This is a genomic window from Sphingomonas yantingensis (genome assembly GCF_014199325.1).
Taxonomy (GTDB): Bacteria; Pseudomonadota; Alphaproteobacteria; order Sphingomonadales; family Sphingomonadaceae; genus Sphingomonas; species Sphingomonas yantingensis.
The window spans coordinates 165,277-178,408 of the sequence record NZ_JACIJJ010000004.1 but is presented as its reverse complement, the minus strand read 5'-3'; the positions used below and the strand labels follow the sequence as shown (position 1 = coordinate 178,408).

Here is a 13,132-nt window from a genome sequence, read left to right as displayed (position 1 = left end):
TGTCCGACGGAGCCCTTCGCTCGAACCATGTTGAAGCGTCTGTTCAAGGCCGTTGCCGCCAAGCAAGCCGCCCCCGATGCCGCCGTCCCGCCGGGCACCCGCGTCTATGCGATCGGCGACGTGCACGGGCGGCTCGACTGCCTGGACGTGCTGCTCGCGATGATCGACGCGGACGACGCCGCGCGCGGCGCGGCGGACACGCAGATCGTCTTCCTCGGCGACCTGGTCGATCGCGGTCCGGACTCGGCGGGCGTCGTCGATCGGGCGATGACGCTGGCGCGATCGGGCCGCGCCGTCCGCGGGCTGAAAGGCAATCACGAAGAGATGTTCCTCAGTGCGATCGGGGGCAGCGAGCGGGCGATGCGCGGCTTCACGCAGTTCGGCGGGCGAGAGACGCTGCTGTCCTATGGCATGAGCCAGCGCGACTATAACGAATATCTGTTCCCCGAACTGATCGAGGCGGCGGCGCGGATCGTTCCCGCTGCGCACATCGCCTATCTCGACGCGCTCGAGGACATGATCGAGATCGGCGACTATCTGTTCGTCCACGCCGGCATCAAGCCGGGCGTGCCGATCGCCGAGCAAACTCCGGAGGCGCTCCGCTGGATCCGGCGCGAGTTTCTGGACCATCGCGGCGATTTCGGGCGGGTCGTGGTGCATGGTCATACGATTACCTCCGACGTCGATGTGCGCAGCAACCGAATCGGCATCGACACGGGCGCGTACGAAAGCGGGCGCCTGACCGCGATCGGCCTAGAGGGCGCGGAGCGGTGGTTCCTTCAGACCCCCGCCGACCAACAGCCGGATGCGAACCCCCGGAGTGGAAACGAAATTTAGCCACCCATATGGTGCAAATCGGCGGGTTGCCGAGCCGCGATTGTTGCGCTACAGCATCGCGGCATCATAGACGGTTGGCCGTTTTCTTGATGTCGTGCGTCTACGGCCAGCCGGCGGCGCAACTTTAACTAAGGGAGTGTTTCTGATGCGTTTTGCAAAGATCCTTGCGACCGCGGCGATGGTTTCGATGACCGCTGCTCCGGCGCTTGCCGCGAACGAGGCGTCGAAGCTCTCGGTCGCGCAGACCAAGACGGTCCGTGCTTCGACCGCCTCGCGTGACGCGAACGGTGCGGTTGCCGGCTCGGGCGTGATCATCGGCGTCGTGGCGGCTGCCGCGATCATCGCCGGTATCATCATCGCGACCGACGACGGCGGTTCGGACAGCAACTAAGCTGTCCGGCGAAAGCCAGATTACGGAAGCGGCGGCCCGATGTGGCCGCCGCTTTTGTTTTGGGCGGAGGCGATCGGTCGTCTCGCCGACTCGCTGGTGCTGACGAGCAGGCCATGCGTCCATTGATCGTGATTCTCGCCGCGGCCAGCGCCGCGCGGGCCAAGAGCGGCCTCGACCTCGCCGCGGCCAGCGCCGCGCTCGGCGCCGCGACGCGCCTGCATATCGATGCCGGAGCGATCGGTCTGCTCGGCGACGCGGGGATGATCGCTGCGATCGAGCAGGCCTGTTTGCTCGGCGCGGTCCTGTCCCTCTGCCCCACCGGCCTTGCCGATGCGGGATTGACGCCGCTGCCCTTCCCCGATGCCGATCGCTGCGGCCTGGTATCGCTGCTAGGCGAGGCCGGGGACGATGCCCGGCTGCTGGTGATCTGACCAACGCGATCTTAACCGTTGCGCCGTTACGGAGGCGCCATGCGTAGCTGTCTGCCGCTCATCGCCCTTTGCCTGTCGCTTGCCGGATGCGGCGGGGGCGGCAATGCGAACGATATCGACCTTGCGGCGCTCGACGCCGAACTGACCGCGGGTCAGTCGGCCAACGCGGTCGATCCCGCGGTAATGGCCGCGCTTCAGGACCCGATCATGATCGACCCGCAACTGTCGGCCAAGAGCAACGCCGACGCGGTGCGCCCCGCGCCCCAGCCCTATGCCGCGCCCGTCCCCTATCCCGGCATCGCCGCGGGCAGCGCCGCGCCCGACGAGAAGCTGATCGCCGCCCCAGCGCCCAAGCCGCTGAGAGACGGCGCGATCCGCCAGTCGATCACGCTCGGCTCGCTTGCCCGCGCCAGGGGATCGAAGACGGCGGCGACCTGTACCGCGCGGTTATCCTATTCGGCGAGTTGGGCCAATCGCCTGCCGTCCGAATTGCCGCTCTATCCCGACGCGCGCGTGACCGAGGCGGGCGGGGTGGAGGGTGACGGCTGCTCTATGCGTGTCGCCAGCTTCTTCGTCGCCAAGCCGACCGCACTCCTGATCGACTGGTACTATACGCGCGCCGTCCGCGCCGGCTTTTCCGCCGAACATCAGGTCGACGGCGCCACGCACGTGCTGGGCGGCATGCGCCGTGATGGGCGCGCCTATCTGGTCGTGCTGACGAACCGCGGCGACGGCGGCACCGACATCGACCTCATTACCGGGCGCTGAGTTTCCAAACCGTCCGACCCGCGCTAGGGGGACGCACATGGCATATCTTTTGGTGATGCTGGGCGGTGCGCTCGGCTCGGCCGCGCGATACTCGGTCGGGCGGCTGACGCTCGGCGCATTCGGTCCGAACTGGCCCTGGGGCACGCTGGCGGTCAACATCGTCGGCGGGCTGGCGATGGGCCTGCTCGCCGGCTTCCTCGCGCGCGCGGGGACCGGGGGAGAGAACTGTCGGCTGCTGATCGGCGTCGGACTGCTCGGCGGGTTCACGACGTTTTCGGCGTTCACGCTCGAGCTGGTGAACATGATCGAGCGCGGGCAGGCGATGGCAGGGATCGGCTATGCGCTGGTGTCGGTGATCGGCGCGGCGCTGGCGCTGTTCGCCGGCCTGATGGCGGTGAGGACGCTGGCATGACCGACGACAGGGCCCAGGTGCGCCAGTTCACCGTGGATGCGGAGGACGACGGCATCCGCCTCGACCGCTGGTTCAAGCGGCATCTGCCGGAGACGAGTTTCAACCTCGTCTCGCGCTGGGCACGTACCGGCCAGCTGCGCGTCGACGGCGCGCGCGCCGATCCGGGCGATCGCCTGACAACCGGTCAGACGCTGCGCGTCCCCCCGGCGGAGGCCGCGCCCGCGAACGCGCGGCCGGTGCGCGAGAAGCGCCCGCTGACGCCCGAGCAGACGGCGATGGCCGAAGCGATGGTGATCCACCGCGACGCGCAGGCGATCGTCCTCAACAAGCTGCCGGGCCTTGCGACACAGGGCGGGACCAAGACGCACGACCATGTCGACGGCCTGCTCGATGCTTTGTCGTTCGAGCGCGACGACCGGCCGAAGCTCGTCCACCGGCTGGACAAAGACACGTCGGGCGCGCTGCTGATTGCGCGCAGCCCGCGCGCGGCGGCGTTCTTTTCCAAGCGCTTTTCGGGGCGTTCGGCCAAGAAGGTCTACTGGGCGCTGGTCGTCGGCGTGCCCGAGATCGCCGATGGCCTGATCGACCTCCCCCTCGCCAAGCAGCCGGGCACGGGCGGCGAGAAAATGCATGTCGATGAGGAAAACGGCGCCCCCGCCACCAGCCGCTATCGCGTGATCGAGCGCGCGGGCAACCGCGCCGCCTGGGTCGAGTTGCAGCCGCAGACGGGGCGCACGCACCAGCTGCGCGTCCATATGGCCGCGATCGGCCACCCGATCGTTGGTGACGGCAAATATGGCGGGCAGGAAAGCTTTCTGACCGGCGGGATCAGCCGCAAGATGCACCTCCATGCTCGCCGTATTCGCATCGACCACCCCGATGGCGGCAAGTTGGAGGTGACGGCCGAATTGCCCACCCACTTCGCCGAATCGATGGAGATGCTGGGCTTCGACCAGAGCCTGGGCGACATCCGCGTCGACGACAGCCCGCCCCCCGCCACGCGCGAGGAGAAAAAGGCAAAGGCGCGCGCGCACGCCAAGACGATCCGCAAGGAACGCCGCGGCGAACGGCGCGGGCGGAGCCAGCGTTGACCCGCCGCCTCGCCGTCTTCGACTGCGACGGCACTTTGGTCGACAGCCAGGCAAACATCTGTATCGCGATGGAGCAGAGCTTCGCCGCGCACGGCCTCGCCGCGCCCGACCGCGTGGCGATCCGCCGGATCGTGGGGCTGAGCCTCGTTGAAGCGATGGCGGCGCTTCTCCCCGACGCCGCGCCCGAGCAGCACCGGGATATGGCCGAGGATTACAAGCGCGCGTTCCAGCACCTGCGTGGCAATGGCGGCCTGCTCGACGAACCGCTGTTCGACGGCGTGGGCAAGGCGCTGGATGCGTTCGAGGCGGCGGGCTGGCTGCTCGGCGTCGCGACGGGCAAGTCCGATCGCGGGCTGTCGTTGATCCTCGCGCATCATGGCCTGTCCGACCGCTTCGTCACGCTCCAGACCGCCGACCGCCACCCGTCGAAGCCGCATCCCGCGATGCTTCACGCCGCGCTCACCGAGGCTGGCGCCGGGCCGGAGGGCAGCGTGATGATCGGCGACACCAGCTTCGACATGGCGATGGGCGTCGCCGCGGGCGTCCGCCCGATCGGCGTCGCCTGGGGCTATCACGACGCGCATGAGCTTCGCGACGCCGGCGCGCTGGCGGTCGCGGATCGCGCGGACGAACTGGTGCGACTGTCGCAAGGGACGTACTGAGGGGCATGGAACCGACCCGCGATCCGGCCATGGGCCGCTATTACCTGATGGTCCTTGCGCGCATCGTGCCCGTCTGCGGCGCGCTGTTCGGGCTCGTCATCATGGGCCGCGCGCACCAGTTGCCGCAGCAAATCCTCGGCCTCGCGATCGTCCTGGCGGCGCTCAGGGTGATGGCGACGCTGCCGCGCTCGCTCGCACGCCGCTGGCGGACGCCGCCCGCGCCATGAAGCGGTTCTGGCAGGACGTCGCCGTCGTCCCCGGCTTCGGCATCACGCTCGACGACCGGCCCGTCCGCACCCCCGGCCGCACCCCGCTGGAAGTGCCGACCCGCGCCCTTGCCGACGCGATCGCCGACGAGTGGGCCCGTGTCGAGGAAACGATCGACCCGCGCGCGATGCCGCTCACCGGCCTTGCCAACGCCGCGATCGACCGGATCGCGCCCGATTTGGCCAGCTTCGCCGCGGGCCTCGCGCGCTACGGCGAAAGCGACCTCACCTGCTACCGCGCCGACGGGCCACAGGCGCTGGTCACGCGGCAGGCGGCCGCGTGGGACCCGCTGCTCGCCTGGGCGCAAGGGCGCTACGACGTGCATTTCGAGGTGACGAGCGGCGTCATGCACGTCGCCCAGCCAGAGGCGACGATCGCGCGGCTGGGCGAGGCGATCGCCGCCCGCCCCGCGTTCGAGCTCGCGCCGTTGTCGATCGTCACGACGATCACCGGCTCGCTGGTGATGGCCCTCGCGCTCGCCGAGCGGGCGTTCGACGCCGACGCGCTCTGGACCGCCTCGCTGATCGACGAGCATTGGCAGGTCGAGCAATGGGGCGAGGATACGCTCGCCGCACAGGCACGCGAGGCCAAGCGCGCGGAATATGACGGCGCGGTGCGGTTCCTGAACGCGCTCGCCGCCTGACTAGGGCACGGCCAAGCCGAGCTTGCTTGCACCAGCGAGGCGTTTGCGCGACGCGGCGGTCATGCCGCTGCCTTTCTTCAAGCCGCTGCTCGCCGGCGCCACCTTTTCCGAGCGCCTAATTGCCTGTCTCGGCGCGGGCGTGGGCATCGCCCTTACCTATCTTGCGGGTACGCTGGCGCCGCACGGCACGCTGCCGGCGATCGTCGCGCCGCTCGGCGCCTCAGCAGTGCTAGTCTTCGCGGTGCCGGCCAGTCCGCTGGCACAGCCATGGCCGGTGATCGGCGGCAACACGATCTCCGCGCTGGTCGGGATAGCCGTCTGGCGACTACTCCCCGATCCGGCGGTCGCTGCCGGGCTGGCGGTCGCCGCGGCGATCCTCGTCATGTCGCTGCTGCGATGCCTTCACCCGCCGGGCGGCGCGGCGGCGCTCACCGCGGTCATCGGCGGGGCGGCGGTGCATGGGGCGGGGTTCGATTTCGCGCTGGTCCCGGTCGCGCTTAATTCGGTCACGCTGGTGGTGGCGGGGCTCGCCTTTCACCGGTTGACGCGGCGCAGCTACCCGCACCGCCCAGTGCCCGCGCCCAAATCGGCAAGCGGCATCCTGCCGACCGACATCGACGCGGCGCTGGAGGAGATGCACGAAAGCTTCGACATCGCGCGCGAGGATCTGGACCAGTTGATCGCGCGTGCTCAGGCGCACGCGGCGCAGCGCTAGTTCTTCAGCATCGACCGGATGAAGCCGATCAGCCCGGTCTGGCGCGACCGCTTCAGCCGCTCGGCCTTCAGGATCGTGCGGACGCAGTCGTAGCAATGCTCGACATCGTCGTTGACGAGCACATAGTCGTACCCGTCCCAGTGGCTGACTTCGGCGGCGGCGCGGTTCATGCGCGCGTCGATCACCGCCTCGCTATCGGTCGCGCGCGCAACCAAGCGGCGGTGCAGTTCCTCCATCGACGGCGGCAGGATGAAAACGCGCACCACGTCGCCGCCCGCGATCTGGAAAAGCTGCTGTGCGCCCTGCCAGTCGATGTCGAACAGGACGTCCCGGCCAGAGGCAAGAATATCCTCAACCTGCTGGCGAGGGGTGCCATAACGGTGATCGAACACATGCGCCCATTCGAGGAACTCGTGGTTCGATACCATCGCGCGAAACCGTTCGAGATCGACGAAATGATAGTCGCGCCCGTCGACCTCGCCCGGCCGCATCGCACGGGTGGTGGCCGATACCGACATCTTAAGGTCCGAATCCTCGGCCAGCAGCTTGCGCGCGATCGTCGATTTCCCCGCACCCGAGGGTGAGGAAAGGACGAACAAAACGCCCCTGCGCTTCATGCCATGCGGATCGGAGTCGGTGGATTGCGCCATGTGCGCCTTTGGCGGTGCCGGGCGGGCAAGGTCAAGACCCCGCCCGCCTAGAGGCCCTTAAAGCGGGCGGCGGCCCTTGCGGCGATCATACGCCTTCTTACCGACATAGGCCGCCCCCAGGATCGTCCCGAGCGGCCCCATCCGGCGCAGCAGGCTGCCGGCCGCATAGCCCATCGCGGCGCCCTTGACGCCGCCGCGACCGTCGCGGCGATCGATTTCGCGCCCGACGAGCGCGCCGATAATCTGCTTCATCATGCCCGTTGCTCCTTGCCCGTGATGGTATCGAAGGCCTGCCCGACGCCGTAGAGCACCGCCCAGCCGACCGCATATGTCAGCGCGACGGGCACCGCGACTTTGAGCACATTCGCCGTGATCGCGCCGATGATCGCGCCGTCGCCGACGCCGTCATCTCCGCTCATCCCGTCGATCGCCGCGCCGACCAGCGCGCCGAGGGTCGTCGCACCCATGGAAATCATCCTTCGTTCTGCCTTGTCAGAGCGATCGTAACGGCGGCGGATCGCGCCGGTTCCGTCAGCGTCCCGTCATCGCCTCCGGCCTGACGACGCGGTCGAACGTCGCCTCGTCGACCAGGCCGAGTGCCAGCCCCGCCTCCCTGAGCGTCAACCCCTCGGCATGCGCGTGCTTGGCGATCTTCGCGGCATTGTCGTAGCCGATCTCGGGCGCCAGCGCGGTGACGAGCATCAGCGAGCGGTCGACAAGCTCGGCGATCCGCCGCTCGTTCGCCTCAAGACCCTCGACGCAGCGTTCGGCAAACCCCTCCATCGCGGTCGCCAGCAGGTCGATCGAGCGCAGGACGTTGGCGCCGATCAGCGGCTTGAACACGTTTAGTTCCAGATGCCCCTGCAGCCCGCCGATGGTGATCGCGGCATGGTTGCCCATCACCTGCGCCGCGACCATCGTCAGCATCTCGCACTGCGTCGGATTGACCTTGCCCGGCATGATCGAACTGCCCGGCTCGTTCGCGGGCAGGTCGAGCTCGCCCAGCCCCGATCGCGGGCCGGAGCCGAGCAGGCGGATGTCGTTGGCGATCTTGGTCAGCGCGACCGCCAGCGTGTTGAGCGTGCCCGACAGGTGGACGAGCGGGTCGTTCGACGCCAGCGCCTCGAACGCGTTTTCCGCCGGCATGAAATTGATGCCGGTCAGGCCGCTCATCTCCGCACAGAAATCGCGCGCGAAATTGGCGGGCGCGTTGAGGCCGGTACCGACCGCCGTCCCGCCCTGCGCCAGTCGGTTGGTACCGTGCTCGATCGCCGGCTCGATCCGCCGACCCGCGCGATAGAGCTGGTTGGCATAGGCGGAGAACTCCTGCCCCAGCGTCAGCGGCGTCGCGTCCTGAAGGTGCGTGCGGCCGATTTTGACGATCCCGTCCCACGCCGCCGCCTTGGTTTCGATCGCGGTGCGGAGGCGATCGAGTGCAGGGAAGAGCCGCTGATAGGCCGCGATGCTGGCGGCGATGTGCAGCGCGGTCGGGAAGCTGTCGTTCGACGACTGGCCGCGATTGACGTCGTCATTGGGGTGGACGGGTGTCTTGCCGCCGCGCGTGCCCGTCAGCGCCTCGTTCGCGCGGCCGGCGATCACCTCGTTGACGTTCATGTTGGTTTGGGTGCCGCTGCCCGTCTGCCAGATGACGAGCGAAAACTGGTCGTCGAGCGCGCCAGAGACTACTTCGGCCGCCGCCGCCTCGATAGCGTCGGCCTTTTCCGGCTCCAGGCCGTGGCGGCGGTTCACGCGCGCCGCCGCCTGCTTCACCAGCGCGAGCGCGTGGACGATGCCGATCGGCATCCGCTCGGCCACGCCGAACGGGAAGTTCTCGATCGACCGCTGCGTCTGCGCGCCCCAGTAAGTGGCGGCGGGCACCTCGATCGCGCCGATCGAATCGGTTTCGGTGCGGGTTTCGGTCACTTGTCCCTCCCCTTCGGTTCATGATCGGGTCATTCAACGCCTGCCTCGGCCCGCGGCTCCACCTCGTGGCATCGGCCGAGCGGCCCGGCTCGGCGCGTTTCCGGACACGGGCTGCTTGTGCGTCGCGGTCGCGCGTGCTGAATTAGCGACAGTTTAAAGACAATGGTTTGCGGAGTTACGCCTTGTTCGACACGACGCGCGAGATCGTCGCTTACGGGATTCTGGGTGCGATCGTCGTCGTTGCGATTCCTTGGCTGACGGTCACGATCAGCAAGCGGCGGCGCGAAAATCTGCGCCGGCGCGGGATCAAGCGTTACGGCCACTGACCCCTTTTCGCCGGACGAACCGCGGCGATCACATATGGGCTTGATCGACAGGCTGCGCCCGGCGAAAGCGCGGCATGGACATTCCCGGCATCTATCACGGCTGGATCGAATGGATCGGCGACGGCACTGGCCTGCCCGATGCGATCCTGCACATCCATGCCGGTCTGGCGATCCTCTTGATCGTCCGGCTGGTATCCCGCCGTTCGCTGGGCTCGTTCGTGCCGTTCGCGGTGGTCGTCCTTGCCGAGTTCGGCAACGAGCTGCTCGATTACCTGCACTACGGGCTGCGGCTGGACGATACGCTGGCCGATATCGGCAACACGCTGTTCTGGCCGCTGGTCATCAGCCTGGGCGTGCGGCTGCGGCCGATGGTCCTGCACGACTATCCGAGTCGCCGCGACGAGATCGCCGCGGCGGAGGCGCCGCCTACTTCTTCCGCTTGAAATCCACAGCGACGACGTTCGAACCGTCCTCGACCGGCGCGGCGCGCGCGGTGTCGCCGTCATTTTCCGCCGGCTCGTGCTCGCTCTCCTCGGCGACGTCGGACGCCTGGAAGCGAAGCTCGAAGTTGACCGCCGGGTCATGGAAGCCGGTGATCGCCGAGAACGGAATGTCGAGCATCGACGGCACCTGATTGAAGCTCAGGCCGACGCTGAACCGCGTGTCGTCCACCTTCAGGTCCCAGAAGCGGTGCTGAAGGACGATCGTCATCTCGTCCGGGAACCGGTCGATCAGCCGCTGCGGAATGTCGACCCCGGGTGCCTGTGTCTTGAAGGTGATGTAGAAATGATGGTTGCCTGGCAGCCCGCCGGTCTGCGCGACCGAGCCGAGCACGCGGCCGACGACCGCGCGCAGCGCCTCCTGCACGATCTCGTCATACGGAATCAGGCTGTCGGGGATGGTGCTGCCGGTCATGCCCCCTAGCTAGCGCCCTGCCCGCGCCGGTCAAGGTGGCTGCGGCGTTGCATGACCCGGACGACGCGCTATGTGGCCACCATGCGCACCGCCACCGTCAGCCGCCACACCAGCGAAACGCGGATCGAGGTCGAGGTCAATCTCGACGGCACCGGCCAATATGCGATCGAGACCGGCGTCGGTTTCTTCGATCACATGCTGGAACAGCTCGCTCGCCATTCGCTGATCGACATCCGCCTGAAATGCGAGGGCGATCTCCATATCGACCAGCACCACACCGTCGAGGATTCGGCGCTGGCGCTGGGCGAGGCGGTGGCCAAGGCGCTGGGCGACAAGCGCGGCATCCGCCGCTACGCCGACGCGCACTCGCCAATGGACGAGACACTGACCCGCGTCGCGGTCGATATCTCGGGTCGCCCCTGGCTCGTCTGGAAGACTGCGTTCACCCAGGCCCGGCTGGGCGAGATGGATACCGAGCTGTTCCAGCATTTCTTCCACAGCTTCGCCCAGACCGCGGGCCTCACGCTCCACGTCGAGACGCTGTACGGCGAGAACAACCACCACATCGCCGAAAGTGCGTTCAAGGGCCTCGCCCGTGCCCTCCGCGAAGCGGCTGAGATCGACCCGCGCAAGGCGGGCGTGATTCCCTCGACCAAGGGCGTGCTCTGATGATCCGCCCGGCGACCCCGCTGACGCTGGTGCTCATCACCTATACCGACAAGGAAGCGATCGAGCGGCTGCGCCCCGCGCATGTCGAGTGGATCCGCGAGGCGATCGACGTGGGCGTGATGCTGCTCGCCGGGCGACGCGACGATGCGGGCGGCGGCGTCCTGCTGTTCCGCGGTACGCCCGAGCATGTGCGACCGGTGGCCGAGAGCGATCCGTTCTTGACCGGCGGCGGCGCGACGATCGAGCTGGTGGGCTTCCCCGCCAACCTCGCCGACGATGCGCTGGCGGCGGTCCTGACGTGACCACCGCGCTGATCGATTACGGCGCGGGCAATCTCCATTCCGTCCACAACGCGCTGAAAGCGGCGGGGGCAACCGACATCGCGATCACCGCCGACCCAGACGTGGTGGCAAAGGCCGACCGCATCGTCCTGCCCGGCGTCGGCGCGTTCGCCGCCTGCCGCGACGGGCTTGCGGCACTGGACGGCATGATCGAGGCGATGGAGGCGCGGGCGCGGAAGGGCGGCGTGCCGTTCCTCGGTATCTGTGTCGGCATGCAGCTGATGGCGACGACCGGCGAGGAGATGGGCAGCCATGCCGGCCTCGGCTGGATCGAGGGCACCGTCGCGCGCATCCCCGACGCGCCCGGCATCCGCGTGCCGCACATGGGCTGGAACGACGTCGTCCCCGCCCTGCCCCACCCGTTGATCGAACCGGGCGAGGCGTACTTCCTCCACAGCTATGCGTTCAGCGGCGCCTCGGTGCTCGCGACGACGACGCATGGCGGGCCGGTCACCGCCGCAATCGGCCGCGACAACCTGATCGGCATCCAGTTCCACCCCGAAAAGAGCCAGCGCTATGGCATCGCGCTGCTCGAGAGGTTCCTTGCATGGCGGCCCTGACGATCTTTCCCGCGATCGACCTGAAGCGCGGGCAGGTGGTTCGCCTGGCCGAGGGGGATATGGACCGCGCGACCGTCTATGGCGACGACCCGGCGGCACAGGCGCGGCTGTTCGCAGAAGCGGGTGCGGACCATCTCCACGTCGTCGACCTCGACGGCGCGTTCGCGGGCGATTCGGTGAATGGAGAGGCAGTGCGCGCCGCCGTCGCCGCCTTCCCCGGCCGCGTGCAGGTGGGCGGCGGTATCCGCGACATGGCCTCCGTCGAGCGCTGGCTGGCGATCGGCGTCGCACGCGTCGTGATCGGCACCGCCGCGCTCAAGAACCCCGATTTCGTCAAGGCCGCTGCGAAGGCGCATCCGGGCGCGATCGTCGTCGCGGTCGATGCACGCGACGGCATGGTCGCGACCGAAGGCTGGGCGGACGTATCCGACGTATCGGTCGAGGACCTGTCGCGCCGGTTCGAGGATGCCGGCGTCGCCGCGCTCCTGTTCACCGACGTCGGCCGCGACGGGCTGCTCAAGGGCTGCAACGTCGAGGCGACGGTGGCGTTGGCAAAGGCCGTGTCGATCCCCGTCATCGCCTCCGGCGGAGTCGCCGGGATCGAAGATATCCACGCGCTCCGCCCGCATGTGCCCGACGGCGTGACCGGCGTCATCACCGGCCGCGCGCTCTATGACGGGCGCCTCGATCTGGCCGAGGCGATCCGGGTCGCCGCCGCGTGACCGTCCGCGCGCGCGTCATCCCCTGCCTCGACGTCGCTAACGGGCGCGTGGTCAAGGGCGTCAATTTCGTCGATTTGATCGACGCGGGCGATCCGGTGCAGCAGGCGCGCGCCTATGACGCGGCGGGCGCGGACGAACTCTGCTTCCTCGACATCACCGCCAGCCATGAGGCACGCGGGACCATTCTCGACGTGGTGCGCCGCACGGCCGAGGTCTGCTTCATGCCGCTGACCGTGGGCGGCGGCGTGCGCACCGCCGAGGATGCGCGTGCGCTCCTGCTCGCCGGCGCGGACAAGGTTGCGGTCAATTCCGCCGCCGTCACCCGGCCCGAGGTCGTCTCCGACATCGCCGAACGCTTCGGCAGCCAGTGCGTCGTCGCCTCCGTCGACGCGCGCCGCGTCGAGGATCGCTGGGAAGTCTTCACCCATGGCGGCCGCCGCGCGACCGGCATCGACGCGGTCGAGCACGCGCTTCGGCTGGTCGAGCTTGGCGCGGGCGAGTTGCTCGTCACCTCGATGGATCGTGACGGGACCAAGAGCGGCTACGACCTCGACCTCATCCGCACGATTGCGGATCAGGTGCCTGTGCCCGTGGTCGCGAGCGGCGGCGTCGGCGGCCTCGACGACCTCGTCGCCGGCATCCGCGACGGCCGGGCGAGCGCGGTGCTCGCCGCCTCGATCTTCCATTTCGGCGAGGCGAGCATCGCCGATGCGCACCGTGCGCTGGCCGATGCGGGCATTCCGGTCCGCTCGCCTGTCGGCTGATTTGACAGGCTCGTCACGGCTGCGGGCGCGATGCGGCCTTTTCAG

22 protein-coding genes are annotated in these 13,132 nt (G+C 68.6%); 17 read left to right on the top strand and 5 right to left on the bottom strand.

Annotated features, from left to right (window positions below):
• Window positions 1-27 precede the first annotated feature (27 nt).
• The 10 genes from FHR19_RS13550 to FHR19_RS13505 all read left to right on the top strand — a co-directional run bounded on the left by FHR19_RS13550 (window position 28) and on the right by FHR19_RS13505 (window position 6,217).
• The gene (locus tag FHR19_RS13550; RefSeq protein WP_184029381.1) at window positions 28-837 is read left to right on the top strand and encodes a metallophosphoesterase family protein; all 810 of its coding nucleotides are present in this window, start codon (window positions 28-30) and stop codon (window positions 835-837) included.
• Between the two features lie 145 nt (window positions 838-982).
• The gene (locus tag FHR19_RS13545; RefSeq protein ID WP_184029379.1) at window positions 983-1,228 is read left to right on the top strand and encodes a hypothetical protein; all 246 of its coding nucleotides are present in this window, start codon (window positions 983-985) and stop codon (window positions 1,226-1,228) included.
• Window positions 1,229-1,341: 113 nt separating this feature from the next.
• Entirely contained in the window at window positions 1,342-1,659 is a 318-nt protein-coding gene (locus FHR19_RS13540; protein WP_184029377.1) for a hypothetical protein, read from the top strand.
• 39 nt (window positions 1,660-1,698) lie between these two features.
• Window positions 1,699-2,427 carry a hypothetical protein gene (locus FHR19_RS13535; RefSeq protein ID WP_221228542.1) on the top strand — a complete coding sequence of 243 codons (729 nt, stop codon included), beginning with the start codon at window positions 1,699-1,701 and terminating at the stop codon, window positions 2,425-2,427.
• A gap of 37 nt (window positions 2,428-2,464) precedes the next feature.
• Window positions 2,465-2,839: a fluoride efflux transporter CrcB gene (gene crcB / locus FHR19_RS13530; RefSeq protein ID WP_184029376.1), complete on the top strand. Its 375-nt coding sequence runs from the start codon at window positions 2,465-2,467 to the stop codon at window positions 2,837-2,839.
• The gene (locus tag FHR19_RS13525; protein ID WP_184029375.1) at window positions 2,836-3,930 is read left to right on the top strand and encodes an RluA family pseudouridine synthase; all 1,095 of its coding nucleotides are present in this window, start codon (window positions 2,836-2,838) and stop codon (window positions 3,928-3,930) included. The genes crcB and FHR19_RS13525 overlap by 4 nt, the downstream gene beginning before the upstream one ends.
• Window positions 3,927-4,592: an HAD-IA family hydrolase gene (locus FHR19_RS13520; RefSeq protein WP_184029374.1), complete on the top strand. Its 666-nt coding sequence runs from the start codon at window positions 3,927-3,929 to the stop codon at window positions 4,590-4,592. Before FHR19_RS13525 ends, FHR19_RS13520 begins: the two co-directional genes overlap by 4 nt.
• A gap of 5 nt (window positions 4,593-4,597) precedes the next feature.
• On the top strand, window positions 4,598-4,819 hold the full coding sequence (locus FHR19_RS13515) for a hypothetical protein (protein WP_246359524.1): 222 nt from the start codon (window positions 4,598-4,600) through the stop codon (window positions 4,817-4,819).
• Entirely contained in the window at window positions 4,816-5,502 is a 687-nt protein-coding gene (locus tag FHR19_RS13510) for an ATP12 family chaperone protein (protein WP_184029373.1), read from the top strand. The genes FHR19_RS13515 and FHR19_RS13510 overlap by 4 nt, the downstream gene beginning before the upstream one ends.
• 61 nt (window positions 5,503-5,563) lie before the next feature.
• Complete coding sequence (locus FHR19_RS13505; RefSeq protein WP_184029372.1) at window positions 5,564-6,217, top strand: HPP family protein; 654 nt, start codon at window positions 5,564-5,566, stop codon at window positions 6,215-6,217.
• Here the strand turns inward: FHR19_RS13505 and gmk are convergent.
• The 4 genes from gmk to fumC all read right to left on the bottom strand — a co-directional run bounded on the left by gmk (window position 6,214) and on the right by fumC (window position 8,790).
• On the bottom strand, window positions 6,214-6,834 hold the full coding sequence (gene gmk / locus FHR19_RS13500) for a guanylate kinase (protein ID WP_425505969.1): 621 nt from the start codon (window positions 6,832-6,834) through the stop codon (window positions 6,214-6,216). The genes FHR19_RS13505 and gmk overlap by 4 nt on opposite strands.
• Window positions 6,835-6,924: 90 nt before the next feature.
• Window positions 6,925-7,122: a hypothetical protein gene (locus FHR19_RS13495; RefSeq protein ID WP_184029369.1), complete on the bottom strand. Its 198-nt coding sequence runs from the start codon at window positions 7,120-7,122 to the stop codon at window positions 6,925-6,927.
• Entirely contained in the window at window positions 7,119-7,334 is a 216-nt protein-coding gene (locus FHR19_RS13490) for a hypothetical protein (protein WP_184029365.1), read from the bottom strand. Before FHR19_RS13490 ends, FHR19_RS13495 begins: the two co-directional genes overlap by 4 nt.
• A 64-nt stretch (window positions 7,335-7,398) precedes the next feature.
• Window positions 7,399-8,790 (bottom strand): class II fumarate hydratase, encoded by a 1,392-nt coding sequence (gene fumC, locus FHR19_RS13485; protein ID WP_184029362.1) that lies wholly within the window; start codon window positions 8,788-8,790, stop codon window positions 7,399-7,401.
• Between the two features lie 167 nt (window positions 8,791-8,957).
• Between fumC and FHR19_RS13480 the strand changes: the two genes are divergently transcribed.
• Window positions 8,958-9,116: a hypothetical protein gene (locus tag FHR19_RS13480; protein WP_184029359.1), complete on the top strand. Its 159-nt coding sequence runs from the start codon at window positions 8,958-8,960 to the stop codon at window positions 9,114-9,116.
• A 74-nt stretch (window positions 9,117-9,190) separates the two neighbouring features.
• Entirely contained in the window at window positions 9,191-9,559 is a 369-nt protein-coding gene (locus FHR19_RS13475; protein WP_184029356.1) for a hypothetical protein, read from the top strand.
• Here the strand turns inward: FHR19_RS13475 and FHR19_RS13470 are convergent.
• Window positions 9,543-10,031, bottom strand: a complete 489-nt coding sequence (locus FHR19_RS13470) for an SspB family protein (protein ID WP_184029353.1) — start codon at window positions 10,029-10,031, stop codon at window positions 9,543-9,545. The genes FHR19_RS13475 and FHR19_RS13470 overlap by 17 nt on opposite strands.
• Window positions 10,032-10,112: 81 nt before the next feature.
• On the opposite strand from FHR19_RS13470, the gene hisB reads away from it, so the two are divergent.
• The 5 genes from hisB to hisF are packed head-to-tail and all read left to right on the top strand — an operon-like array spanning window position 10,113 to window position 13,087.
• On the top strand, window positions 10,113-10,700 hold the full coding sequence (gene hisB / locus FHR19_RS13465; RefSeq protein ID WP_184029351.1) for an imidazoleglycerol-phosphate dehydratase HisB: 588 nt from the start codon (window positions 10,113-10,115) through the stop codon (window positions 10,698-10,700).
• The gene (locus tag FHR19_RS13460; protein ID WP_184029349.1) at window positions 10,700-11,002 is read left to right on the top strand and encodes a YciI family protein; all 303 of its coding nucleotides are present in this window, start codon (window positions 10,700-10,702) and stop codon (window positions 11,000-11,002) included. Before hisB ends, FHR19_RS13460 begins: the two co-directional genes overlap by 1 nt.
• On the top strand, window positions 10,999-11,601 hold the full coding sequence (gene hisH, locus FHR19_RS13455) for an imidazole glycerol phosphate synthase subunit HisH (RefSeq protein WP_184029347.1): 603 nt from the start codon (window positions 10,999-11,001) through the stop codon (window positions 11,599-11,601). Before FHR19_RS13460 ends, hisH begins: the two co-directional genes overlap by 4 nt.
• The gene (gene hisA, locus FHR19_RS13450; protein ID WP_184029345.1) at window positions 11,589-12,323 is read left to right on the top strand and encodes a 1-(5-phosphoribosyl)-5-[(5-phosphoribosylamino)methylideneamino]imidazole-4-carboxamide isomerase; all 735 of its coding nucleotides are present in this window, start codon (window positions 11,589-11,591) and stop codon (window positions 12,321-12,323) included. Before hisH ends, hisA begins: the two co-directional genes overlap by 13 nt.
• Window positions 12,320-13,087 (top strand): imidazole glycerol phosphate synthase subunit HisF, encoded by a 768-nt coding sequence (gene hisF, locus FHR19_RS13445; RefSeq protein WP_184029343.1) that lies wholly within the window; start codon window positions 12,320-12,322, stop codon window positions 13,085-13,087. The genes hisA and hisF overlap by 4 nt, the downstream gene beginning before the upstream one ends.
• Window positions 13,088-13,132: the final 45 nt, after the last annotated feature.